Source organism: Edaphocola aurantiacus (genome assembly GCF_019797745.1).
Taxonomy (GTDB): Bacteria; Bacteroidota; Bacteroidia; order Chitinophagales; family Chitinophagaceae; genus Edaphocola; species Edaphocola aurantiacus.
Genome location: NZ_VOSI01000002.1, coordinates 650,991 through 675,821, shown reverse-complemented (window position 1 = coordinate 675,821; position 24,831 = coordinate 650,991). Strand labels below are relative to the sequence as shown.

General features: G+C 42.9%; 21 protein-coding genes. 14 read left to right on the top strand and 7 right to left on the bottom strand.

Annotated features, from left to right (window positions below):
• Nucleotides 1-145 precede the first annotated feature (145 nt).
• From FTD44_RS07485 to FTD44_RS07475, 3 genes are all read left to right on the top strand, one after another.
• The gene (locus FTD44_RS07485) at nt 146-2,941 is read left to right on the top strand and encodes an AAA family ATPase (RefSeq protein WP_222165865.1); all 2,796 of its coding nucleotides are present in this window, start codon (nt 146-148) and stop codon (nt 2,939-2,941) included.
• A complete protein-coding gene (locus tag FTD44_RS07480; protein WP_222165864.1) occupies nt 2,904-3,935 on the top strand; it encodes a hypothetical protein in 1,032 nt (343 codons plus the stop codon). Before FTD44_RS07485 ends, FTD44_RS07480 begins: the two co-directional genes overlap by 38 nt.
• 308 nt (nt 3,936-4,243) lie before the next feature.
• The gene (locus FTD44_RS07475) at nt 4,244-4,753 is read left to right on the top strand and encodes an ATP/GTP-binding protein (protein ID WP_222165863.1); all 510 of its coding nucleotides are present in this window, start codon (nt 4,244-4,246) and stop codon (nt 4,751-4,753) included.
• Nucleotides 4,754-4,758: 5 nt separating this feature from the next.
• On the opposite strand, the gene FTD44_RS07470 is transcribed toward FTD44_RS07475, so the two are convergent.
• A complete protein-coding gene (locus FTD44_RS07470) occupies nt 4,759-5,544 on the bottom strand; it encodes a PhzF family phenazine biosynthesis protein (RefSeq protein ID WP_222165862.1) in 786 nt (261 codons plus the stop codon).
• Nucleotides 5,545-5,777: 233 nt separating this feature from the next.
• On the opposite strand from FTD44_RS07470, the gene FTD44_RS07465 reads away from it, so the two are divergent.
• A complete protein-coding gene (locus FTD44_RS07465; RefSeq protein WP_222165861.1) occupies nt 5,778-6,275 on the top strand; it encodes a MepB family protein in 498 nt (165 codons plus the stop codon).
• 78 nt (nt 6,276-6,353) lie between these two features.
• Here FTD44_RS07465 and FTD44_RS07460 read toward each other — a convergent pair whose 3' ends face one another.
• Nucleotides 6,354-7,037 carry an acetyltransferase gene (locus FTD44_RS07460; RefSeq protein ID WP_222165860.1) on the bottom strand — a complete coding sequence of 228 codons (684 nt, stop codon included), beginning with the start codon at nt 7,035-7,037 and terminating at the stop codon, nt 6,354-6,356.
• 352 nt (nt 7,038-7,389) lie between these two features.
• Here FTD44_RS07460 and FTD44_RS07455 point away from each other — a divergent pair, with 352 nt between their 5' ends.
• From FTD44_RS07455 to FTD44_RS07435, 5 genes are all read left to right on the top strand, one after another.
• Entirely contained in the window at nt 7,390-8,277 is an 888-nt protein-coding gene (locus FTD44_RS07455) for a pentapeptide repeat-containing protein (RefSeq protein ID WP_222165859.1), read from the top strand.
• Between the two features lie 167 nt (nt 8,278-8,444).
• A complete protein-coding gene (locus tag FTD44_RS07450; RefSeq protein ID WP_222165858.1) occupies nt 8,445-8,609 on the top strand; it encodes a hypothetical protein in 165 nt (54 codons plus the stop codon).
• 30 nt (nt 8,610-8,639) lie between these two features.
• Nucleotides 8,640-9,188, top strand: a complete 549-nt coding sequence (locus tag FTD44_RS07445) for a hypothetical protein (protein ID WP_222165857.1) — start codon at nt 8,640-8,642, stop codon at nt 9,186-9,188.
• A gap of 24 nt (nt 9,189-9,212) precedes the next feature.
• Nucleotides 9,213-9,887 carry a hypothetical protein gene (locus FTD44_RS07440; protein WP_222165856.1) on the top strand — a complete coding sequence of 225 codons (675 nt, stop codon included), beginning with the start codon at nt 9,213-9,215 and terminating at the stop codon, nt 9,885-9,887.
• Nucleotides 9,880-10,176, top strand: a complete 297-nt coding sequence (locus tag FTD44_RS07435) for a T9SS type A sorting domain-containing protein (protein WP_222165855.1) — start codon at nt 9,880-9,882, stop codon at nt 10,174-10,176. The genes FTD44_RS07440 and FTD44_RS07435 overlap by 8 nt, the downstream gene beginning before the upstream one ends.
• An 86-nt stretch (nt 10,177-10,262) precedes the next feature.
• On the opposite strand, the gene FTD44_RS07430 is transcribed toward FTD44_RS07435, so the two are convergent.
• The 4 genes from FTD44_RS07430 to FTD44_RS07415 all read right to left on the bottom strand — a co-directional run bounded on the left by FTD44_RS07430 (nt 10,263) and on the right by FTD44_RS07415 (nt 17,880).
• On the bottom strand, nt 10,263-11,039 hold the full coding sequence (locus FTD44_RS07430; RefSeq protein WP_222165854.1) for a T9SS type A sorting domain-containing protein: 777 nt from the start codon (nt 11,037-11,039) through the stop codon (nt 10,263-10,265).
• 37 nt (nt 11,040-11,076) lie between these two features.
• Nucleotides 11,077-12,264, bottom strand: coding sequence for an exosporium glycoprotein BclB-related protein (locus FTD44_RS16195; RefSeq protein ID WP_222165853.1), 1,188 nt, complete (start codon nt 12,262-12,264; stop codon nt 11,077-11,079).
• A gap of 420 nt (nt 12,265-12,684) precedes the next feature.
• A complete protein-coding gene (locus FTD44_RS07420) occupies nt 12,685-16,974 on the bottom strand; it encodes a T9SS type A sorting domain-containing protein (RefSeq protein ID WP_222165852.1) in 4,290 nt (1,429 codons plus the stop codon).
• Nucleotides 16,975-17,628: 654 nt separating this feature from the next.
• Nucleotides 17,629-17,880, bottom strand: coding sequence for a hypothetical protein (locus FTD44_RS07415; RefSeq protein ID WP_222165851.1), 252 nt, complete (start codon nt 17,878-17,880; stop codon nt 17,629-17,631).
• A gap of 306 nt (nt 17,881-18,186) precedes the next feature.
• On the opposite strand from FTD44_RS07415, the gene FTD44_RS07410 reads away from it, so the two are divergent.
• From FTD44_RS07410 to FTD44_RS07400, 3 genes are all read left to right on the top strand, one after another.
• Entirely contained in the window at nt 18,187-19,194 is a 1,008-nt protein-coding gene (locus FTD44_RS07410) for a bestrophin family protein (RefSeq protein ID WP_222165850.1), read from the top strand.
• A gap of 118 nt (nt 19,195-19,312) precedes the next feature.
• Nucleotides 19,313-20,641: an MFS transporter gene (locus tag FTD44_RS07405; RefSeq protein ID WP_222165849.1), complete on the top strand. Its 1,329-nt coding sequence runs from the start codon at nt 19,313-19,315 to the stop codon at nt 20,639-20,641.
• 84 nt (nt 20,642-20,725) lie between these two features.
• Entirely contained in the window at nt 20,726-21,349 is a 624-nt protein-coding gene (locus FTD44_RS07400) for an HPP family protein (protein ID WP_246625370.1), read from the top strand.
• A 3-nt stretch (nt 21,350-21,352) separates the two neighbouring features.
• Here the strand turns inward: FTD44_RS07400 and FTD44_RS16190 are convergent, their stop codons facing one another.
• Nucleotides 21,353-22,945: a helix-turn-helix domain-containing protein gene (locus tag FTD44_RS16190; protein WP_222165848.1), complete on the bottom strand. Its 1,593-nt coding sequence runs from the start codon at nt 22,943-22,945 to the stop codon at nt 21,353-21,355.
• Nucleotides 22,946-23,175: 230 nt separating this feature from the next.
• On the opposite strand from FTD44_RS16190, the gene FTD44_RS07390 reads away from it, so the two are divergent.
• Together FTD44_RS07390 and FTD44_RS07385 are read left to right on the top strand one after the other, a co-directional pair.
• Entirely contained in the window at nt 23,176-23,592 is a 417-nt protein-coding gene (locus tag FTD44_RS07390; protein WP_222165847.1) for a hypothetical protein, read from the top strand.
• 135 nt (nt 23,593-23,727) lie between these two features.
• Nucleotides 23,728-24,810 (top strand): efflux RND transporter periplasmic adaptor subunit, encoded by a 1,083-nt coding sequence (locus FTD44_RS07385; protein ID WP_129020432.1) that lies wholly within the window; start codon nt 23,728-23,730, stop codon nt 24,808-24,810.
• Nucleotides 24,811-24,831 lie beyond the last annotated feature (21 nt).

Here is a 24,831-nt window from a genome sequence, read left to right as displayed (position 1 = left end):
TAATTGCTTGGCAGTGGATTTATTATGGACCTAAAATCTGCTAAATTAATTTACAAAATTGTTAATAAATACCTATCTTTTGAACAATTTTTATTTTATTTTAATACAACGGTTATAGCATCCTAATCTTCAATTTAAATTATTCATGGTCACACATAAATGGTATACTGCTTACCGAATATTAGCGGAACAATTCGAATTCTTTTATTATCAAAATCATTCAAACTCAGGTATAGAACTATATAAACTTTGTAGTAAATGGCAAAAAGACAAGAAATTCGCAAGTTTCTTGCATTTTATCTCCAATATTTCAAATAAGATGTTGGATCCCATCATGATATTTGCCTATATAAATAATGTCAACAACTCCAATAAACTAAAAATAGATAGGTTTAATTTCTTTCTTGAGATGATGTGTAGTCATTCAGGAATGGACTATGAATTTGTTCAGATTAATGACTTTAATGGATGTCCGGCACCGAAAACAAGTCATATAATAGTTGAAAGATCGGAGTCAGATATTCAAAATATTTGGCAACTTTTAGCTAATGTGATAGATCAAGGAAGAATAGGATTAAATGAAAGTATGTTTACCAGTATCGATGTATGGAAAGGTTTGGGAATACCAGCAGTCACTATATTTCTTTTTTGGATAGATTCTAATAACTTCATTGCCTTAGATAATAATATGGTTTCGTTCTTACGCGCAAAAAAAATTATCAATTCCAGACACTTTACTTTTCAACTTTATAGCAAACTATTACAGGATACAGCAGAAATGGATTATGTATCGCTTTCCATTGATGCATATAATTTTAAAAATTCTTTGCCGATTATTAGACAAATCGAGAAACCATTGTACGTGGGAATACCAGTCGGAAAACCAAGAATACCATTAAAACCAGTTGCTTTAGATATCGAAAAATTTAAGACACAAAAAAAGGAAAATGCTCATACAAGACCTTTCATAAAAGGTGGAAGAAGTGATTTTAAAATAATTGGCCTAAAAGTGTATGATAAGACGGTTGATAGTTGGAAGAGGGTTTTAGAAACAGATAGATTGTACAAATTCTCAAACGCCTATGAGTTCATCGATAAGGATAATATAAATTATGATCCAACAAAGGATTTAAGGCTATATAATTTAAATGAGCTCTCAGTATCTATTTCAGCTATTGTAGGGAAAAATGGGTTAGGAAAAAGTAGCTTGATTGATTTAATTTATGTTCTAATAAATAACCTATCGAAAAAGCATCCATCAATTAAAGATAAAATGATATATGTTCCTGATGTTTATTTGGATTTCTATTATGCTACAGAGGATTTATATGGAATAGAATTAAGGAATAAAACTATTAAAATTAAGAGATATGAGATAAATGGCAATAATTATAAATTTACTAATACAGTAGATATAAAAAATTTCCAACTGGAGGACCTCTTCTATACTGTCTCATTAAATTATGCACATTTCTCCCTAAATTCTCGTCATTTGGGAGATTGGATTGATTATTTATTTCATAAAAATGACTCCTATCAACAACCGCTTGTTCTAAATCCCCATCGAAATGAAGGCAATGTTGATATTAATGAAGAAGAAGACCATGCAAATGCTAGACTATTATCAAATGTCTTATTTTTTGATCCTGATCCATCGGCATCTGAAAAAATAAAAATGTTTAGAGAAATAACCGATAAACAAAGTGCTGAAAAAATCAGTTTAAAATATAATAATGAAAAAATGGAGAGCTTATATGTGATTAGTTCGCCAACTGAAAAAGATCCAAATAATAAGATTGTAGGCAAATGGGAAGTAGCAAGTAAAATATGGCCCACCTTCATTACAGCAATAAATAAGATATTCGATATTCCAGAAGGGCCTGTTTGCAAATCTATTTCAAATGAAAAAAGATGGATAGACGTAGCATACAAATACATTCTAAAAAAAATTATAAGTATATCCATCAAGTATAAAAAATATAAAAACGAATTTAAAGTAGAAACAAATACATTCAAAAATCTAGATCGATATTTATTAAGTTTAAAGGCGGATTCATCTCATGTAACTTACAAGCTTAACCAAGCAATAAATTTTATAAAATATACACATCTTACAAAGTTTACAAATAAAATATTCACACCAGATAATACCTTTGAAATTTCAATTGATAAACTATCAAATGAAATCTCCAAGATATTAACCAAAAATGGGGACAAAGAATTAAGAACTGTAGACCTTATTCCACCTTCATTTTTAAAGCCAGAGATCATTTTGACAAATCAAGTAAAATTATCTAGTCTTAGTTCTGGTGAGAAACAACGGATATATGCTGTAAGTACAATCGGCTATCATTTGTTGAATATAGATTCTGCTAACAACGATCAAGATATGATAACCTATAAATTTGTCAATATTATTTTTGATGAGATAGAATTATATTATCACCCTGAAATGCAAAGAACTTTTGTAAGCTATCTGCTGAAATATATCAGCTATTTGCCAATTGAGCTAGCTGGGTTAAATATCACCTTTGTTACCCACTCCCCATTTATTCTCTCAGATATCCCTGCCCATAATATTGTGTTTTTAGGTGAAGAAAAGAACGAATGGGATACCTTTGGTGCGAATATTCATGATATGTTATCCGATAGTTTTTTTCTGCACAAAGGCGTTATGGGCGAATTCGTAAAAGAGACAATTTTAAGCTTAAACGATTTTCTAACTAATAATAATTATTCAGGTAAGATAAAATGGGATAGAGAATCAAGTTGGAATGTAATTAATATTATCGGAGAACCAATAATAAAAAAACAGCTTTCCAAAATGTGGATTAGCCGATACAATGAAGAAGACTTATCAATGAAGATAATCAATATGGAAAAAGAACTGAAAAAATTAAAAGATGCGCAAAATTCCGTCAACAGAAATACTCAAGAATAAATTCGCCAATTATCAAAAGACTCTATTTGATTCCCGTAACTTTCAAAAGCCAAAAGATGCTTTAAAAGACATTTTAAAAGTCAAAAACACGATTAAAAAATACGGGCTCAATAAAAATAAAGTAAATGCCTATATAAATAAGATAATTAACGAATATGATGATATCCTTATTGCAGATCCTAATAGAATAGAGGAATTGATTAATGAATTTGAGCAGCTTATACCAGCTAATAATATTACACAAAAATTCAGTGAGGATATAGTAGATGCTTTAAGATATAATGCTCTGAGGGAAAAGGAATTCATTATGATCATTCAGGAACTTGGAATTAAAACATGTGTATATTGCCATGCACAATTAACTGTAGTTATAGATAAGGACAGATATGAAAGAAACTATAAAGATTTAGGAGTAAAAAAAGGTGATATAAGAACCAGAAGGGGGTTTCTTGAACTTGACCATAGACATGCAAAATCAAAATACCCATTTCTTGCAACAAGTTTTTATAATCTATATCCGGTTTGTGGAAACTGTAATAGGGCAAAAAGTGATAAGAAATCCCCATTTGACCTTTACACAAATTCTGAAGAATTAGACATCCTCAAATTTTCAATCAAGGACAGTAGTACTGTTTTAAGTTTAGTAAATAATGACTATAACCAAATAGAAATTGAAATTACAACTCAGAATTTATCAAAAGCAGATTCTGATTTTTATATGCAAACATTTGATATACAAGGGATATATGATACTCAAAAAGATCTTATACACGAACTCTTATATAAAAAGGTAGTATATACTGATAAATATAAAAATGAGCTAATTGAAGAATTTAAAGATCTGTTTCCTGATAAAAGTATTATTGATAGGTTAATAATTGGAAACTATGATAAGCCAGAAGATGTCCATAAAAGACCGATGGCTAAATTTGTTCAGGATATTGCAAGAGACATTGAGCTTATACCACCCTTACCGGCTAAAAATGGCCACTAGATGGCCACCAGGAATTGCTACAATAGCCACCGGAAATCTGAAAAATAATTAGCCTTAAATTTTGTCAATCCAAAAGATCGATCTATATTTGCACTCCCAAGCGCTAAGGAATTAGCCAAAAACGTTCATTCTAATACAAATAATATGGCGGCCATTTCAGTGGCTATTCAATATTAATTAGATGTAAAACACTGAATAACAGCACGTTAGTGTGAAATTATATGATCCCAGCGGGATCACAAAGGTAAAACAGGTTCGCAAAACGCGAACCTGTTTTACTTTTGTCGTATTCCAAAATCGAACTAACTATGAGAATAGCCATATTGGGTGCACATAAGGTTGGTAAAACCACATTAGCAGAAGCGCTCCTGGAGTATCTTCCCGGTTATGCATTAGAAGCGGAGCCATATTACCAACTGGAATCATCTGGATATGAATTTTCAGCAATTCCCACTGCCGATGATTTTATGGAGCAGTTTAATTATTCAGCCAAACTGATTTCCAAAAGCGAAGACGATGTGATATTTGACCGATGCGTCCTTGATATCTTAGCTTATCTCCATGTTATTGAACCGCGCAGGGATATTCAATTGCTATTTGAAGCCGCTCAAAAGGTTATTGCCGAAATAGATCTTTTTGTATTTGTTCCTATTGAAGTACCGGACCCGATACCCGGCCATCAGGCAGATCTGCCCAGGCTCAGGGCTCAGGTGGATGATCTGCTTCATGACTGGATTGCTGATTTTGGCATAGAGGCGATCGAAGTAAGTGGTACCTTACCGAACCGCATAAACCAGGTATTGGCCAAGCTTTCCTGATTGCATCAGATATAAATTTCCCCCTTCATATACAACACTGCATTACCGACAAGTTCAACCCTATCTCCCAGCAAACGGCAATCCACTGCTCCGCCACGGGCGGAAAGCTGAAAAGCATGTAACTCCATTTCATCTAGCTGTTTTGCCCAATATGGGGTCAATGTGGTATGTGCCGATCCTGTAACAGGATCTTCATTTATACCCGAAGCTGGTCCGAAAAAACGGGAAACAAAATCGTAGGTATCCCCTTTTGCAGTTACTATAATCCCCCTTGCATCCAGTCCAGCAATTATGGACAGGTTAGGTTGCATGGTTTCAATATCTTCCTGGTTATTGAATACGAGCATATAATCAGTCTTGCCTTTATAGGCCGCAACCGGTATTTTATTTGTCGTTGATATCAGCTCTTCTGTCAACGCTATTGATGAAAACTGATCTGTAGGGAAATTCAGTACTAATCTGCCTTCCTGAACGGTTACAGGTAAAGCGCCGCTTCTCGGGGAATAGAATTCGATGGTGTTGTGTTCATAATGCTCACAATGATACAGTACAAATGCTGCAGCAAGTGTTGCATGTCCGCAAAGGTCGACCTCAACTGTCGGAGTAAACCAACGGATTTCTACCTTGCTATCCCTGATGAGGTAAAATGCCGTTTCGGGAAGGTTGTTTTCTGCTGCAATATGCTGCAACACATCATCCGGTAGCCATTCCGCTAGTGGACAGACTCCTGCCGGATTACCTTTGAATACTTGGCTGGTAAAAGCATCTACGTGATACATACTAAGTTTCATATGCTTGCTTGTTTTATTCCAAATGTACTCCCTTAATATCTATGGACACAGATACAGTTCCTGTGATTTCTATAGGACACAGTAATTCAATGTTCAAGAATTCAAAGCTGCGGCCGTAGTCTTTAATATACGGGTGAGATCCAAGTCCCGGCGGGATAAACAATTAGTACTACTTTTGGATATGCCGGAACGGAAATATCACCTCTACGATTCATGCACCTTACAGAAATAGAATGGAAGAAACATTAAAGACAGTAGCCAATGCAATATTTGCCGCAAATGGTCAGACCCTAAAAAGCATATGCAAAGACCTGGAATGCGAAGAATATGCCGGTTATAATGCTCGGATCGGAAAACTGAATATCAAATTCAGAAAGGCAAAGATTACCCCTAAAAAGATCGGGCAATTTGTGACGCTATGGAAAAGGAACAGCCAAGGGCAAACAGAACCCTTCCATGCCAGCGATAATTTCGATTTTTATATTATCGCAACGGAAACAGCATCCCGGTTTGGCATTTTCTTATTCCCCGGACATGTACTATGCGATAAACATATACTTACTGCGCGGGTTGAAGGGAAAAGAGGTTTCAGGGTATACCCGGATTGGGACATCCCGGAAAACAGTCAGGCAAAGCGAACCAAAGAGTGGCAGACCGCATTTTTTATTGACTTAACTCACCCAGAAGGAAATGGTATAGACAAGCTCCGTTTAATCTTAAATCAAGACTAAAGAAAAGTACAATATAAGCGCAGTATATATCCGTTCTGCTTTTGCTATCTCTACTAAATTTCAAATAATAGAAAGCCCTTAAGTGCGCTCTGAAGATTGCATCACCTCATTATGGAACAATACAACATTACGGGACAGCACTACCCTCTGCACACTTCGCTCCTGATAAATGAGTGAGCCATCTTTAGTGTCTTTACTTATAAAGCAGCCCGCACCGATGATATTATGCTTTCCCACGCGAACACCTTCTTTTACACCTGAGTTTAAACCGAGGAAAGAATTGGAGTCAATAGTTACACTTCCCGCAAGTGCTGTGCCCGACAGCAGTGAATGACTGCAAATGCGGGAATGATGTCCGATACGTGCCCCGATCAGCATACAATTATCACCGATTGTTACATATGGCTGTACTACGCTGGCCTGGTCTATAAATACATTTTCACCTATCTTCAGATCCGGCCACACGTTTGCCCTGGAACAGATATAATTGGCAAAGGAATACCCTGCATCACGTACCTTATTAAAGATCACTTCACGGGCATTATTTCTTCCAACAGCAATGTGCATTAAATATTGATGAGGCGGAAATTGTGCTTTTGTATCTGCAAAATTTAAGACCGGACAGTCAAATAAATATTGTCTTGACTCTTCCATATAATCATCATCCACACAAAAAGCAACAACGTCATAAGCACTATCATTGCGAAAGGAGTAGTATATAAATTCAGCCATCCTCCCCACACCATAAATCACAACTTTCATATCAGGTATAAGTATGTTTTAGTAAAATAACATCTAAACATTTAATAATACATAAACGTTTTTCCTTTATCCACTTGCAAAGTAAATAAAGGTTTTCCATATATACAGTATATTTTGAGCAAATAGCATATAAATCCCGGAGGCATCACTTTAGAAATCAGCGCCGGACATTTTTCTCGCTAATCAGTTATTTTTACCTTTTTTAGTCTATGATAACCAGCATACCACTTTCAGTTGCCATAATACAACTACAAGTAGCGGTCATACAACTAAGGGTATAGGGCATTTTCAGTGAATCGGGTATTGGCGTAGATACCTTTGCAGTATCGATAAAAAATAAAAATCAGTCCTTATGGATACAAAGATCATGGGCAATAAAATTGCCGAGGCCAGAAAAAATGCAAATCTATCTCAGGCGCAACTGGCGCAACATTTGTTTATCAGTCCGCAGGCCGTAGGTAAATGGGAACGGGGTGAGTCTGTGCCGGATATCATTACGGTTAACCGCCTGGCCGAAATACTGGGAGTAGACCTTAATTACTTTTCCGCACAATTTCCGACAACGACCTCTTCTGCGGCAGCAGAACCAATTAATACTCCAACCGAGACTCCTGTAAAGACAGAACGCAAACTGAGCTGGGATATGTCACGTGGAAACTGGGCAGACGCCGACTTTTCGGGTTTAAAGAACCTTCATGAAAAATTCGGTTCTTCTAATATGCAACGCTGTAAATTTATTGGCTCAGACATGTCTGGCCTACAGCTGAAAAGGAATAATGTGGACAGCTGCGACTTCTCCGGTTCCGACTTCAGTGACAGTCATTTTCAAAGCACCTACTTATCCGGCAATCAATTCAACAATTGTATACTGCGCTCCGTTGAGCTACAGGGAAGCTATGCCAGCAGCTGTGATTTCTCCGGAGCTGACTTTACCGGTATGGTCATCAGATCCGGCGGACTGGAAAAAAGCAATATGACTGATGTGGTACTGAGCCATACTTCATTCACGGATACACATCTGGCAGATCTTGTTTTAGGAGGCTCTATTGAAGACTGCTCTTTTGAGCAATGTACCTTTACCCGGGTTACCTTTCAGGATGCAACCATAACCAATACCTTTTTTAAGAGCAATAGCCTGAAGAAAATCAAATTCATCAATTGCCAGGCCGACCGACTGACTTATGAATTCCTGAAAAGCGGAAAAGCAGATTTAAGCGGCATCAGTATAATTGCTGAATAATCTAACAATATAATTAATGATAAAGAGGGCTCCAATGGGGCCCTCTTTATCATTAAAACATGCAATTCAACCTCAAAAAATACCGTACTATCACTATTTAGTGAAAATATAATGCGGATTTTATACATTTAGCATTAATTTTATTCACTATATATAAATCAATAATCATGAAAACAATCTTTACTTCAGCGCTGCTTTTAACTGCAGCCATTCTGCTGCATACCAATGAGGCTTCGGCCCAGGTTGGTGTGGGTACTACTACACCCCATGCTTCTGCCATGATGGAGATCAATGCAACCGGAAAGGGTTTACTTATTCCCCGCATGAACTAGGCAAACCGTCCGGCATCACCTGCTACGGGTTTGCTGATTTACCAGACCGATAATACACCAGGCTTTTATGTATATAATGGCACCGCCTGGACAGCGGTTTCAAATGCGTCATCTTCCAGCCAGGATTCTACCATCATCATGACCCGGGCAGTTGCGGCGTACAAACAAAATGGTGCTCCGGCTCTGGGACCATTATACTTTAGCCCTGTGTCACTGGGTGGACAGTCCAGTGTAAATGAGACCCAGGATGCGGCTACCTCTGTTAATGGTACCTCTCCGATTACCAGTTATGTGGTTCCAAATGCCTGCACCTTTTACAAATTAAAGATCGCGGCACGTGTAGCTCCCGGTGGTGTTTTGGGGACAGGCAGCCACTCGGCGACGTTCACCCTGTTTAAAAACGGAGTGAGTACGGGTGTTGCAGCTACAGTCGCTATTTCTACTACGGTGGGTACTACCGCGGTTGTTGAGGTAAGCGGCACGGTATCTGTAGTACCTGGAGATGTGCTGTCTTACCAGTTTACGCAGACCAACCAGGACCCTAATACCTCGTATACGCTGTTATTAAAAGGTTTATAAATCTATCCACCTAAACAGATAACCATGAGAAGTATTTCTATCATATTATGTCTTGCCGGTCTGACTACTGCTGCCCATGCACAGCTATTCACCGGCAGCACTGGCCTTACCGTTAAATCCGGTACAGCATTTTCTACCCAGGGTCTGGTATTGAGCCCTTCTGCTGACATTACCTTGCAGAACAATACCATCAGCCAGTCGACCACACCCCTGAGTGTAGGCAGCGGCGCAACGATTGCTAAAGTTTATACCATCGCTCCGGCCATTACCTTTTCCGGTACGGCAGGTATCCGGTATGTTGCGGGAGAACTGAATAGTAACCAGGAAAATACCTTATCCCTGATCAAATCAGGTGCGACGACTACCTTTACCTCTGTAACGAGTAGTACGGGGAGTACAGGGTCTTATTATGTATCGGCTACAGGGTTGAACAATGTATTACTGAACCGGGTTACGGCGACGAGTACGGCAGTACCTTTGCCAATCTTATACCATAACTTTATAGTAACGGCAGGGTCTTCCTGTTCTTTACAACTGAGCTGGTCTGCAGATGATGCCCTCGCGAGTAATTTCAATATTGAACGCAGCGCAGACGGGAAATCATTTCATCCCTTAACCGCTACTGTAATGCAAGCCGGCAAAAGGTTTACCGCTACAGGGTCGGAATTTCTATCGCCTGGCTATCAGAGAAATGGGTGAGCCAACACTGTACAGCACGATACTGACAAGTGGTAATCCTTGTCTTACCCCGATTCAGGCCAATGTCTATCCTAATCCTGCAAAGGAATCGATCACAGTAGACCTGGGCATTGCACCTTCAGGAAAGGTAACGATTGACCTGATCGACCTTTCCGGTAAAGTGGTGCGGACATTCCAGACCATGAAACAGGTGAGTATATTGGATCTGCAGCACATTGCAGCCGGCAGTTATTTCCTCAGCATTCAAAATGGCCAATCGGCAGAACAGCTTAAAGTAATTAAACTTTAAAATGCTTTCTTCATAAAAGCCGACAGCCCCGGAATATTCCGGGGCTGTCGGCTTTTAATCCTGAGGGGATCAGGTTATTTCACTCTTTATTGTTTAACCATTTTTATTACGTCGGACTGGTTATTGCGGATGCATTTGATATAGTAAGCACCCTGGCTCAGTACAGACAGGTCAAGGTCTGTATCTGCAGCGGTAACCTTTATGGCTTTGAGTACTTCTCTACCCGCAACATCTACTACCTGTAAAGTCACCCCATCAAAGTTTCCTTTTATGGATACCCTTACTTTGTCTGTAACCGGGTTAGGGAATACGGTGATGGAAGACTGGCTTGCGTCATTCACCAGTTTGATCACACCCGTGTAGGCATAATGCTTATCCAGATCTACCTGTTTCAGACGGTAATAGTTAACCGCTTCGGTAATGCTACGGTCATCGTAAGTATAGGCCAGTTCCCAGCTGCTGTTACCGTTCCGGGCTTTGCTGTACACTGTTCCGATTGCAGTAAATGTTACACCGTCGGTACTGCGTTCTATTTCAAAATGACTGTTATTCTTTTCCTGGGCAGTGCGCCAGTTTAAGAGGTTGTAGCCTTCGCGCGCAGCTCCTGTAAAGTCCAGCATGTCTACCGGAAGAGGAGTGGCACTGGTACTGGGTTGCTGGAACCCTTGTGTCAGTTGCGGATTAGTACCAACTGATGCGATGATGCTTTCGCCCACAGTAAAGTCTACCGTATAACCTACAGAGACGATCGGAGCAGAGCCACCACCTGCTGCTACCACATATGGCAGTGCAGACTGGGCCTGTACCTGTGTACTCAAACATAAAAACATCAATACGGCCCATCCTGAAAGTATATTTTTCATAATAATTTCTTTTAGGAGTTAAATAAATGAGCCGTTCTTAGTTGATATTCACACCACCGCTGGCATAACCGGCTATAGTATTGATCAGGGTAATACCCGCTGCTGTTGCAGAATACACCATCAGGTAACGGGTACCGGCAGTTACCGGAATATTCAGACCAGTGGTAATACCAGATGATACAGTACCTAATGAAATAATACCGGTCAGGGCAGGTGCCATCGTCACGGTTGCTCCAGCAACAGGGCTGAAGGTATTAGAACCGCTCGGAGCAGAATACAGTTGTCCGGTAACGGTTACTGTACTACCGATCAGGGACAATGCTGCTGTAGTGCTGAACTGACCTGCGATAGAGGTAATGGTTCCGGAACGTGGTGATACGAAAGAGAAGTTCAGTAAAGTACCTGCCGCACCGGTAAGGTCAATGTTAGAACCAACCAGTGAAACACCGGAAACGGAGTTACCGAAACCTACCAGTCCGGTTGTACCTACAAGACCACCCGCAATGGTAGTCAGCACAACAGGCGTACCAGAAGCGTAAGGGATAATAGACCCTGTAGTGCCTGCATCATTGGTATTCATCATTCTTATCCAGGCACTGCCTGTATAGTAATAAAAACCAGGAGTATTATCTGTCTGATAAATGAGCAGACCTGCTACAGGAGCGGCAGGACGGTTGGCCAGCGTAACCCTTGGAATGAGGATACCTTTGTTGGTAGCGGCAATATCCAGTTGTGCAGCGGCATTAGGCGTGCCCCCGATACCTACATTACCAGAGTTGTTGTTGGTAATGTTTCCGGCACTGAGGGTCCAGCTGTTATCACTGCTGGTCAGGGCATTCAGTGCATACGGTACACTGATCAGTTCAAGTGTAGCCAGAGTTGTGTACGTAGTACCACCGGTAATATCGGCCTCTACTTTGAGGTACTTGCCGGGAGTGTTCCAGGTAACTGCGCTAAGCGTACCTGTTACCGGCGTACCATTCCCGATCTGGACATTGGCCAGACCAAACCCGTTAGTGGTTACAGACTGTGTCTCTACGTACTGTGCTGTACCTACAGCAGAAGTGTTCAGGATACTGAGGCGTAGAGAAATGGCCTGGTTGGTTACGGGATTACCGCTACTGTTGCGCACAACAGCCTGGTAGTTAATTCTTTGTGGTGCCTGGGCGAGCAAGTTCATGCTGAAAGCCAGACACAAGGCGGCTAAAATGTAAAGTTTTCTCATAATGTTTCAAATTTTGAGGATTAGTGTGTACCACGAATTTACAAACCTGAGAATTAACATACGTTCACACATGTTAATGAAAATCAATATTTAACCTTTTCTTTAATATGTAAATACAAAAAGGTCCGTTGCAGACGCAACAGACCTTTAGCCGTAATTTAATGTAAATGCAAACAATTAATAAGGAAAAAGACCGTAAACACTCTTTTATAACGGAGCTTTCCATGCAATACATGCTATAGATATAGCCAGCATTTATACATATTGTTTATGACAAATTATTATTTTACGATTGTTTTCATGCAATTTATTCACCTAAGCATGAGAAAGTGACTCCTCCGGCCGGCCAGATTACAGGATATAGCTTTTCAACTCACCAACGTCTAGGCAATACGTACCGGCCGGAAGCGTAAATCAATATTATGGTTGGTATACCACTTTAAACGTTTGTGTTTCGTTACCGCTAGTTACTTTCAGCAGGTAAGTACCTTGAGCCATACCACTCAGATTGATTTTTTGCTGAGCAGCGTTAGGGCTCACCGGAATGTTCAGTACCTGACCCATAATAGTTGTCAGTTCAATTTTCGCATTGGCATAACCCACAGGTAAGTTGATATACACCATACCTTTGGTCAGTGTAGGATACACTTCGATAGCTTGTGTACTGCAATCAGATTGTGCTGTTACCGTCTGGCTGTAAGCATACATACCATCTGCATCAACCAGGCGTAAGCGATAGAACGATTTTCCGTTAGGGGTTGCTTTATCGGTATAAGCATAAGCACCTTTACCGTTTGTATAAGCGATCTGTCCGATTTCATTGTAAGAACGACCGTCGTTGCTGCGCTCTACCACAAATCTGTTGAAGTTTACGGCATTGGCAATCGTCCAGTTCAGGTTGGTCTGACAGTTCGCTACTGCAGCATCAAAGCTCAGCAGGGTAACCGGCAGTGGCGCCGCCAGGGTAATGTGCACATTATCGCTGATGGTACAACCGTCTACGAAATTCACCGTAACACTATACACACCGGTATCAGTAATCACCAGGGAATCAGCTGTACTGCTGTTGTTCCATGTATACTGAGAAGAAGGTGCTCCGAAGAAGCCGTCTGTATGCAGGGTGTATGGGAAAGCAGTTGCCAGCAGGGCAGTATCAGGTCCCAGTCCGTAGATAGGCGCGGCACCGTTGTATGCTGCAATGTTCCAGTTAGTATTATTACCTAAGTTAGTCGAATGCTGTTGTGCAACAAACGGTGCTGCTGCACCTGCAGCTGTAATGCGGCGCAGACGTACGTAATCAAAGGTTACATCACCATTCACTTTCGTAATGGTAGCATTAGCTGTAGTGCTGCTGCTCAGGATCTCTGTCAGGCGGCAAGGCGTACCGCTGCCATACCATTCCTTATTGATGGTAGTATTGGTACCGGCTGTAAAGGTGTATGTATTACCCGGGAAGAAGATCAGGGTATCAATAGTATTAGAACCGTTAATGATACCACCGCCTTTGTATTCTACTCTGCCGAGTGTATTGCCAGAACCTACGATACCTACAACAGAGGCGGTATTAGGATCGGTAAAATTAAGGCTCTTAACTGTAGTAGAAGCCATATTAACAGATGTAGAGAGTGTATTGGTTACATTCACCGTATCATATGTCATACCGTTGGCCTTGAAGTCGCCGGTAGTTACGGAGGAATTTGCAGCATTCAGGGTATGGTTGGCTATAATGCCCTGGAAGCGCCAGCCAAATGGAGCCACAACGCTGGAGTTACTGATATTGACGGTAAACACATTGTTTACTCCCACAGAATTGTCTACCTGCCATACATTCAGCTTGATGCCGGAAGCATTCCAGGTACCATTGTATAAGCTGATGTTGGTTTGTGCATTGCTGAAGTCATTCAACATCGTGAGGCTGCTTCCTGGTTTGTCTACACTGAAATCGAAGTCGCCCAGTACATTTCCTTTCAGGAATACAGGGGTACTACCTTTGGCCGTAACTGATGCATTAAAGGTTGCAGCAGGGTTGAGCACGATACTATCTCCCCAAACTTCCATGTTCCAGCTTGATGATTTATTCCAGATAGGTGCATTAGTAGCGTTGGCCCAGTTCAGGTTACGGCTGTAAGCATTACCATTGTTAATGGTAACCGTTTTACTCGCACCGGTAAAGCCACTGTTCGCATCAAAGAATACATTGTCATATACGGTAGGGATACATGCACCGCCTGTACCACCGCTGGTTGTACTCCAATGTGCATTATCGTTCCAGTCTCCGGAACCGCCGATCCAGTAACGTGGTGCACCGGCAGCGGAAGAAATATTCCAGCCAGTATTACCACCGGCATCAGCACCGGTAACGGCAACTGTAGGCACACCGGTAGCCGCCATGTTCTGCAGGTATACATTAGCCATGCTAATGGTAGCAGCAGGGTTGAATTGGATAGTACCGGTATTATTACCCCTCATTTCCAGCAGACCATTACAGGTAGCCGATTGAGCCAGTAAATACTTATTAATAGTTGTTGTTCCGGCAAACTTGTAATTACGGGAACCAGCCAGCAGCAGGGTATCAATTGTATTTACACTACCCATAATGTTTCCGGCACCCTTGAATTCCAGTTTACGAATGATATTGCCATTGTAAATCTTTGCCACACTGGTCGCAATAGGCGACGTAAAGGTAAGTTGACCGATGGTACTTTGTGCAATAGAGAAAACATCTACAGCCCCTGCATAAGCAAGATCAATGGTAGGATATGTTCTGTTCGCAATATTGATGTACTGATCAGAAAGCAGGTAAGAGCCATCAGATTGCAGCAGGTTATTGTTACCTGTATACGCCCAGGTATTAATCACATGTATATTGGCATTGGTAATGTCTGTATTACGTACATTATCATTACTACTGGCAAATGCGCGTGCATAAATCGTTCTGCCGGCCATGCTCAGCTTTCCGGTATTGAGCGCAATAGTTCCCAGTGTATTGGTCCAGTTATCTGCATAGGTCAGTGCACCGCTTCCAGTTTTCGTTACCGTAACATTCAGTGTACCCAATGTGCTTCCATTGGAAGTAAAGGTCGATGCAGTGTCGCTGCCTACAAATTCAAGTGTTGCATTGACAGTCACTACAGGTGCCAGCAGAGCAGAACCATAAACCTTGAAGCTGGTTCCGGCTGCCTGGTTGAATGTAGAGGTACCCACACCGGACAACCAGGATATATTACGACAATAAGCATTACCACTGGTAGTTACGATGTTACCAGATGCCAGACCACTGCCCGAATTAAAGATAACGGTATCGGCAATAAAAGGGATACAGGCACCGCCTGCACCACCACTGGTATAGCTCCAGTGCGTATTATCGTTCCAGTCGCCGGCACCACCTACCCAGTACAAAGTAGTACCGGTGAGCGATCCTGGCTGGGTAATCGTAAAGCCCGTATTGCCACCGGCATCCACACCGGATACGGCAATAGGTGTTATGTTACCCTGTGCCGCAATATTATTCAGCAATACATTGTTCAGCAGGGCCGATGCAGATGGTCCGAAAACCAGTTTCGCAATATTGCCTGTATCAGCAATTACTTCTGTAAAAGCCTGACAGGTTACCCCGGCGGCACGCATGTAGTTATTGATATTGATCGTACCACCCAACTTAGCACTTTTATTGGCAGCCAGTAATAAACTGTCTACAGTAGTGGTATCGGTAGTGGATACCGTGAAATTATCCTGAGCCAGAATAGTACCGAAGACATTCTTATTGCCTAAGATACTGGCCGGGCGCAGCGTATTCAGGTAACCGATGTTATTAAGGTTATAGATACGGCCACGTCCCATAAAGACAACAGTATCGATGTTGTTACTGTTGCTTACAGTTGCAAAAGAACCCGTGCTTACATTGGTAAAGCTCAGTTTTGAAATCGTAGCATTAGATACGACCATATCTCCGTCAAAAAGCCCTCCGCAAGACACCTTGTTGTAAGTACTTCCGTCAATACCTAGTATTGAGTTTACGGTAAGGAAGGAGTTTGTGGACAGCAATGTTTTATTTGTACCCGTGTACGTCCATCGATTGGTAAAGTTCAGTGTAGAACCGGTAATATCAAAAGACCTGGTATTACTATTACTGCTTACAAACTGATACGCTTTAATGGTCTTACCTGCAGCATTGAATGTACCTGCCGTAAGGCCGATATTATTCTGCGCACTGGTTGATGGGCACACAAAGCTATCCACCAGGTTAAGCGTACCGCCAGCCTTGTTTACGTCAAAAGCAAAAGCACCATTTACCGTACCATTGGTGGTAAAGGTATTGGTAGTGCTACCACGGAAGGCAAAGCCCTGAGCAAAGGTCACAGCCGGCGCAATAGCCAGGTTACCCCATACCTCTACTGTATAGGCCGTATTGCTGCGGCTGAATACAGGATTGTTAGGCACATCTGTTGCCCAGCTCATGTTGTTACAGAAGCCATTGGCATCAAGCGATACGGTACGGGTCGCTACAGTAGCACCGAAGCCGCTCTGATTGGTAAAAAATACATTGTCCGAAGCTGAAGGGACAATGCTGGGGATACTGCCCGAGCTGCTGCCCAGGCGCCAGTGGTTCAGGTCGCTCCAGCTGCCGCCACCGTTGACCCAATAATAGTCAGCGGCATTTGTTTTTACAGCCATGAGCGCCAGTACAGAGAGGAGTAGTACTTTTCTCATAAAAGAATAATTGAATGGTTAAAAAATAAATATTTGATTGGACAGCATAGCTTGTATACTGCACCTAAGCATAAGGTTTGTGTATTTTTTTGCAGATCATTCGCTATAGATGGTAACACGTAAGGCATTCACTAGAAGACATAATGGCAGAAATCTGAGCTATGCTTATTTTACTCCGGTTTGCAAACAGATAGGGATGTATCATCATATCACACAGATTTTTATACATGCGGGCAGGCAATATAGCCGCATTCAAGAGCACAATATTATTTCGCGCCTCACTAGCATCCTAAAGCTTCAGTATCTGTTTTCCCGAATTTGAAAAGCCTAACCACGTGTTTATCATTGAAAAAAGCCTGTGCGCATTAAATTTTCCGCCTTCTGAAAAGCCTGGTTTTACCCAAAAGCAGCATTATATCTCTTAAAAAAGAATACAAAATGAGCCCATACCAGCACAGCACCACATGTGTGTACCGCACCCGGCCGACTAGCCGGGCCAGAAAGTATTAAATAAAAAAGAAATACAACAAGTGTGCAATTTTGTCATACAGATCAACAAATAGAGCACGCGCTGTTATACACCCATGCCCCAGAATATGGGGAGGAGCATCTCCCGTCCGGAGCGCTTGCGGAGTAATGCGCGATACAAGATTGTCAATTCTGGAGTCGTAGCAACCATGCCTTATCCTGCTTCGTCATACTTACAGAAGCATACATGTTGTGGACATCTCTGGCAATAAATGCACGTTGGGGAGCAACGGCATGGGGTATGCTGTTATGATGGCTGCCCGGTTGCCGGTGATTGGGATCGCTGCGGCGACCACCAATGGGTACAGGATTACGGTCTGCCGCGCTGGCTTGCATAGCTATGAGCGGCAGCAAATAGAGGAGTAATGCTTTTCTCATAAAAAAATGATTGATTGGTTAACAAATCGAATCACCTTTTGATTAAAAGCAAGTGAATTATATAAAGTAAATGAGTGAGACCTTCATAGGGTATTGTCTCATAAGGCTTTAACGAAAGTAATACGCCAAAATCTTTTTTCATCATTAAGTTAAAAAAACTGACGCCCATTAACCAAAGTGAAAAACAGACCCGATAACATTGGAGGAAACGGTTTGAACGTGCACGCTACTTTCAGAATAGGTGCAGCATATAAATCCTAAGCATTATATTTATAGTTCAATACCTATTCAAAAAAATAAACATTTATGCATACCGGAAGAAGATATACCCCGCTGGAGTTTTTCAGATGGAGCTTCAGAGATACCATCCTGCTACTGCTGATCGCTACCGTACCCACTGTATTATATGTATGTGGCCTGACCTTTATAGCTATACCCTGGCAGCCCATAGCGGTGCTGGGTACAGCCATGGCTTTTATCGTGGGCTTTAAAAACAATGCGAGCTATGGCAGAATATGGGAGGCCCGCCAGATATACGGCGCCATCATCAATGACAGCAGGAGCTTTGCCTATACCCTGCGGGATATTATAAATAACCAGCAGCCACAGACGGTACAACAGATCTTCTACCGGCACTTTGCCTGGCTTACGGCACTGCGTTTTCAATTGAGGGAGCCCCGCAGCTGGGAAAACATGCGGCGTTCAAGCAATAAAGACTTTCTGAGGGGCAGGTATATCATACCAGAATGCGAAAGCACCCTGGAAGAGGCATTGAAACCATACCTGACCGGGGAGGAACTCCGTTATGTGCTGTCTAAAAAGAACAAGGCTACCCAGCTGACGGCAATGCAATCGCAGGCGCTGGCAGCACTAAGGCAGGAGGGCCTACTGAACGATTTTGAATGGACAACCTTGCAGGGCAGTATCATGCGCCTTACCGACAGCGAGGGCCGGGCCGAGCGCATCAAGAACTTTCCCTACCCCCGCAACTTTGCTTCAGTAACGACGTATCTCTTGTTTATATTCATCATCCTGCTGCCCTTCGGCTTGTTGAAGGAGTATAGCAAACTGGGCGATGGTACTGTGCTGGAAGGGTATACTATATGGTTCAACATTCTCTTCTCTGCCGTCGTGGCCTGGGCCTTTCATATACTGGACACGATCGGGGAGAGTGCCGTAAATCCTTTTGAGGGCAGCGCAAATGATATTCCGATTACACAGATCAGCCGTACGATAGAGATCGATATGAGGGATATGCTGGATGAGCCCTCCCTGCCGGAACCTATTGTACCGCAAAACAATATTGTACTCTAAGTTAATCGAAGATAACCGGGCACCAGCGTGGCATAGCGGCCTACTTTTGACTTATTATACAAAGTATTTTTTTGATATGGGATTTACATAGACCTTTGCAGCCATTTTACATCCTTCATTGAGCAGCAAAAGACATATTAATAAAAGGCAGATCGGCGAGAGCCTGCTGCTGGGTATTGCGCAGATATTGTTATGGGGCGGCTCTTATTTCTTGCTGGCCATACTGGGCGATGCTATTATAAAAGATACAGGATGGTCACACCAGTACATCTACGGATGCCTGTCTCTGGCGCTGCTCCTATCCGGCCTCATCTCTCCCCGGATCGGGAAGATGATCCAACACAGCAGGCGCAACTTCCTGCTACCGGTCTCGGGGCTCATCATGGGACTGGGGCTGATCATACTGGCCCTGACCACAAACCGGATCTTATTCCTCGGTGGCTGGCTGGTGCTGGGTTTTGCTATGGGAATGGGCTTGTACGATGCGCTGTTTGCCTCGCTGGGCAGAAAGTATGGCATGCGCTCCAGGGCTGCTATTGTACAGATCACCCTTATATCAGGTTTTACCACTACGGTGGTCTGGCCTCTGCTCTCTTTCCTGCTGGCACATTATGGCTGGAGGGGTGCTGCACTTATCTATGCTGTAATACTGATTGTACTCATTTTCCCGATACACTACTTCAGCTTTTTCAAAGACCGGAACGTAGCTCCGGAACCTGACGAAAAGCTACCGGAACAGACCCTGGTCATGGTACAGCAGCTAAGCCCTGCCAAATCGCGCAGTGCCTACCTGCTCCTGCTTTGCAACTTTACCTTGGGCTCCTTCATCATGACGGGTATATATGTATACCTGATCGATATACTGACGCATAAAGGCATTGGCCTGACGCATGCCATATTTATAGGCACCCTCATCGGGCCCAGCCAGGTGGGTGTGCGCCTGCTCGACATCTTCTTCCCGGCTAAGACCCCGGTCAAAACAGGCATCATCTCGGCCTGTGCTATTCTCACAGGGCTTATCTTACTAGCAACCAGTCCTGCTATTGCATTTCTGGGCATCATTATTTATTCGATGGGTAATGGTGTACGCTCTATCCTGCGGGGCACGATGCCCATGTGGATTTTTGGCCCTAAAGATTATGGCACCATCATCGGCAAACTGGCCCTGGCACCATTGGTAGCACAAGCAGCTACACCACTGGTCGGGGGCATCATCATCCAGTATTATGACAGCGGCATGCTATTGTATGTCTTATGTATACTGGCGCTGATCAATATCAGCTTCCTGGTGATGTTGCAGAAGCTGGTGCAGGGTCGCCGACTGAAAACGGTGCTGAAGCTGTACCGGATCAGCCGCAATGTACGCACCAGAATGCCTCATTTCCGTAATGGCTACAAAGTCTTTGCTCCGGCGCGCAAACGCAGCCGTACGAACAAACAGGACTGATGTCCGGAACCATTTCATCTGATTAAAGTATTTTTGTACCCGGCTTCACTACATATGCTGAACCAATACACCCCGCATTAGGATATGATCAGGCATAAACTCAAAAGACAGATAAGGCTATATCGTTATGTAGTCTATAAAGAAACCCTGGTCGACTTCAGGGAGCATTTCTGGTCCTTCATAGGGGCCATATTCGGTATCGGTATCATTGCCTGGCTACAGCACCTGCAACTGCCCCGGCTGGAGAATGTATTCCTGATCGGCTCTTTCGGGGCCTCAAGCGTACTGGTGTACGGTGCGATACAAAGCCCGCTGGCCCAGCCCCGTAACCTTATAGGCGGGCATGTGGTCTCTGCTCTTGTCGGGGTTACGGTACAACTACTCTGCCCGGACATTATCTGGATTACCGCTCCGCTTGCTGTGGCTTGCTCTATTGTGGCTATGCAGGTTACGAAAACCTTGCATCCGCCAGGAGGTGCCACTGCACTGATTGCGGTTACCGGCGGCACCAAAATTGCCGCTATGGGGTACTGGTATGTACTCAGCCCCGTATTATCGGGAGCACTGATCCTGTTTTTGGTGGCCCTTCTCTTTAATAATATTACCCCCAAGCGGCACTATCCGGTTAAGGCCTCCAGGCTCAGAAGGTCGAGGAGGCAGGAGATCCGCAGCAGATTTACTGCAGGCCGCAGACACAGCCGGTCATGATGCCTAAGACTGTACTTCTTTCTCCAGGTACTGGATAAATAAGGATGGCGAGAGCCCTGTTATGGATTTAAACACGGTCGCAAACTTGCTGTGAGATGAGAATCCGGCCTCATCGGCCAGGGTACTGATCTTATATTTACGCCATACAGGATCACTATTCAGCTGCACAATAATATAATTTACACGCAGTTCATTAATATACCCGTTAAAATCTTTTTGCTTGTGCTGGTTAATGACACGGGAAAGGTATTTTGTATTGGTATTGATGTGCGTGGCCAGGTAAGACAGGGACATATTACGATCGGTAAAGAGTGTGCCTGCTTCAAACTCATCAAGACTTTGCAATAGCTTCTGCATGGTTTCAGGGGTCATCATAGGCCCATCCGGTTCTTTCTGCCCCTCCTCACCAACTGCCGGGATCGGTTCGGCAAACTGGTGCACTTCTACAGCAGGTACAGCTTGCGCAGCCAGCGCCAGTCTATGCTCCTCTCTTTCTTTAAGACGTGCCAGTACCTTTCTGAATCTGGCTTTTTGCTGGCGCTTTGTTACGACCACATACGTCATTGTACCCGCAAGAATGATCAGGGCTGCAAGAATCAGTATATTCTTATAGCTCCCCTGCTTTGCTTCCTTTTTATAATTGGTCTCCAGTCCGTTAACGGTTTGGTTCAGAAAAGCATTTTTTCGTACCGTCATCTCCGTTCTTATTGTATCCTGCACTTGCTGTGCCTGGTTTATCTTTTCTACGTCCTTTACTTTGCTGGCATATTTTTTAACTGCCTCATACACTTCCAGTTTTAATTGCAGATTGTTTGAGTGATCTACCATGGCCTGTGCACTATCCAGATAGCGCTTTGCCTCATCCAGTTTGCCCAGCTCTATATAACTGGTGGCTATACCGGTCATAATAAATCCTGTGACAAAGTTTTCAGGCATTTTCTCCAGCGCTTTCAGACCTTTTTGAAAGTGCACCAATGCAGAATCATACTGCTTTAATCCAATATGGGCTTCTCCAATAAACTCCTCATTGCCGGCTGTGAAAAAATCCAGATTCTTGCGACCGAGGTTAAAATGTTTCTGGGCATTGTGAGCCAGTTCAATCATTTTCCGATACTGCTTCTGATCGCGGGCAACGCATGCCTGCTCCTGGTACATCATACCCATATTAACATTGGCCAATTCAGGGTTACTGATCTGCCGGGCAGCGGCCATTGCCTTATCGGCATGCTCGCTGGATTTCTTATATAATTTCAACAAACGGTACTGGGTGGACAAAAATCCGGCCACGCGGGCCTGCCAGTTATAATTATCGGTTTGAAAGATAATGTCCTTTGCTTTTTCTGCGTACTCAACGGCCCGGGACAGGTCTACAGCTTGCTCGTATAAAGAGGCAGTCAGCATCAGGCTGCGCACTTTGTATGTTTCCGTTTCTGAATGCTCGTACAGAGAGTCGGCAATTTTCAATGCTTTATTGAAATCGGTATGTGACGTTTCCAGATATGTCTTAACGTATACTTTCTCATAGGATTCAGGATCCTGGGCAGATACATATAGGTGCATGCCAGTCAGGCACACCAACAGGAAGAGGTATTTCACAATAAAAAAATTATTCTGGTACAAAAAATAATAGCGGACGGCATAAAAATACTACGTTTTTTCTAAGATCAAACAACTATAACACAATCAATTAACCATAAAGTAATTTCAACATTTATAATCTATTCCGTTTTAATAACCCTCACCGACCACCGGTCTACCGCAATTATGTTATTAATTGATTAAGGAGTTGGGTGGAATAATTAAGTTTACATAATTTTGGCCGTCAGATGAAAAATTGGGTAATCAGATTGTGCAGCCTGCTGGCTCTGCTTATATTGAGTATAAGCGGCCGTAATTATGCGCATACGGTTACCGTCACTTATCCCGACTCCACACTTTCTCTTTCTGTTGTGCAGCCTTATCTGCAACTGGATACAGACGATTCTCAGGAAGCACTGAAATTTGCCGCCTCTTCCGGCACACAGGAGTATCACGAAAAAGGCGATACCCCGGACACCGAAACTGAAGATGACAACAGCTCATCTACCCCTAAAGCTATAGCCGACCGTAATGATGCTGTGTATTACAGCAACGGACCTGCGGCGCATCAGAACAATACTGCCTTTCGCTTACCCTCCGGTAAGCATTTTTTGTTTGCCCCTGCCTATAGAAGGCATGTACTACTCGGGGTATTCAGAATATAATTTCACCTGCGGGCCATTAGGTCTGCCTTTCCATGCTTACAAAGAGAACTGATCTCCGGCACCCGCCGGATAGGTTATTTATTTTCCACACTCATATCACATCAACAAAACACGGTTGCTTAAATGCAAATTATTATGAAGAGAATGCTCATGATCCTGGGCTTGGGGGCTGTCGTATGCCACACAAGCTGCACATCTCACAAAGAAGAAAAAGAAAGCCAGACTACCTTCCTGGCGACCAGTCCTATCCAGATGGACACCACCATTACCAAAGAATATGTAGCGCAGATACGCTCTATACGCAACATCGAATTAAGGGCACAGGAAAAGGGTTACCTGCAAAAGATCTATGTAGATGAGGGTAAGTATGTAAAGGCTGGCCAACTGCTGTTCAAGATTATGCCTAAAGTATATGAGGCCGAACTGATGAAGGCCCAGGCTGAAACCAAAGCGGCTTCTATCGAAGTACAGAATACCAAATCACTATCGGACCGTAATGTAGTATCCAAGAATGAACTGGCGATGGCCAATGCCCGCCTGGACAAAGCCCGTGCAGAACAAGCCCTGGCCAAAGTGCACCTGGACTTCACCGAAATCCGTGCACCGTTTGACGGTATTATCAATCGCCTGAATTTAAAACTGGGTAGCCTGGTAGATGAGGGTGACCTCCTGAGCAGCCTGTCTGACAACCGCCAGATGTGGGTGTACTTCAATGTCTCTGAAGCAGAGTACCTGAATTACAAAACCAGTGTGCAGAACAAAGCAGAATTACAGGTAAACCTGCTGATGGCCAACAATGAGGAGTTTAAATACCCTGGTGTTGTAGAAACCATCGAAGGGGAGTTCAATAATGAAACGGGCAACATCGCATTCAGGGCTACATTCCCTAATCCGGAAGGGCTGCTGCGCCATGGCGAAACCGGCAGCATCCTGATGCATACGCCGATTAAGAATGCCATTATCATTCCTCAGAAAGCAACATTTGAGATCCTGGATAAGAAGTATGTGTATGTAGTAGATGATCAGAAAGTAGCGCACCTGACCCCGGTTACGGTTATCGCTGAAATGCCGGACCTGTTCGTGATCGGAAGCGGACTGAAAGCATCTGACAAAATACTTCTGGAAGGATTGCACAAAGTGAAGGACAAAGAGAAAATCTCCTTTAAATATGCCGATCCGCACCAGGTTATGAATCATCTCGTAGTACCATCAGAATAATTCTAAGATCAAAAAAAGAAA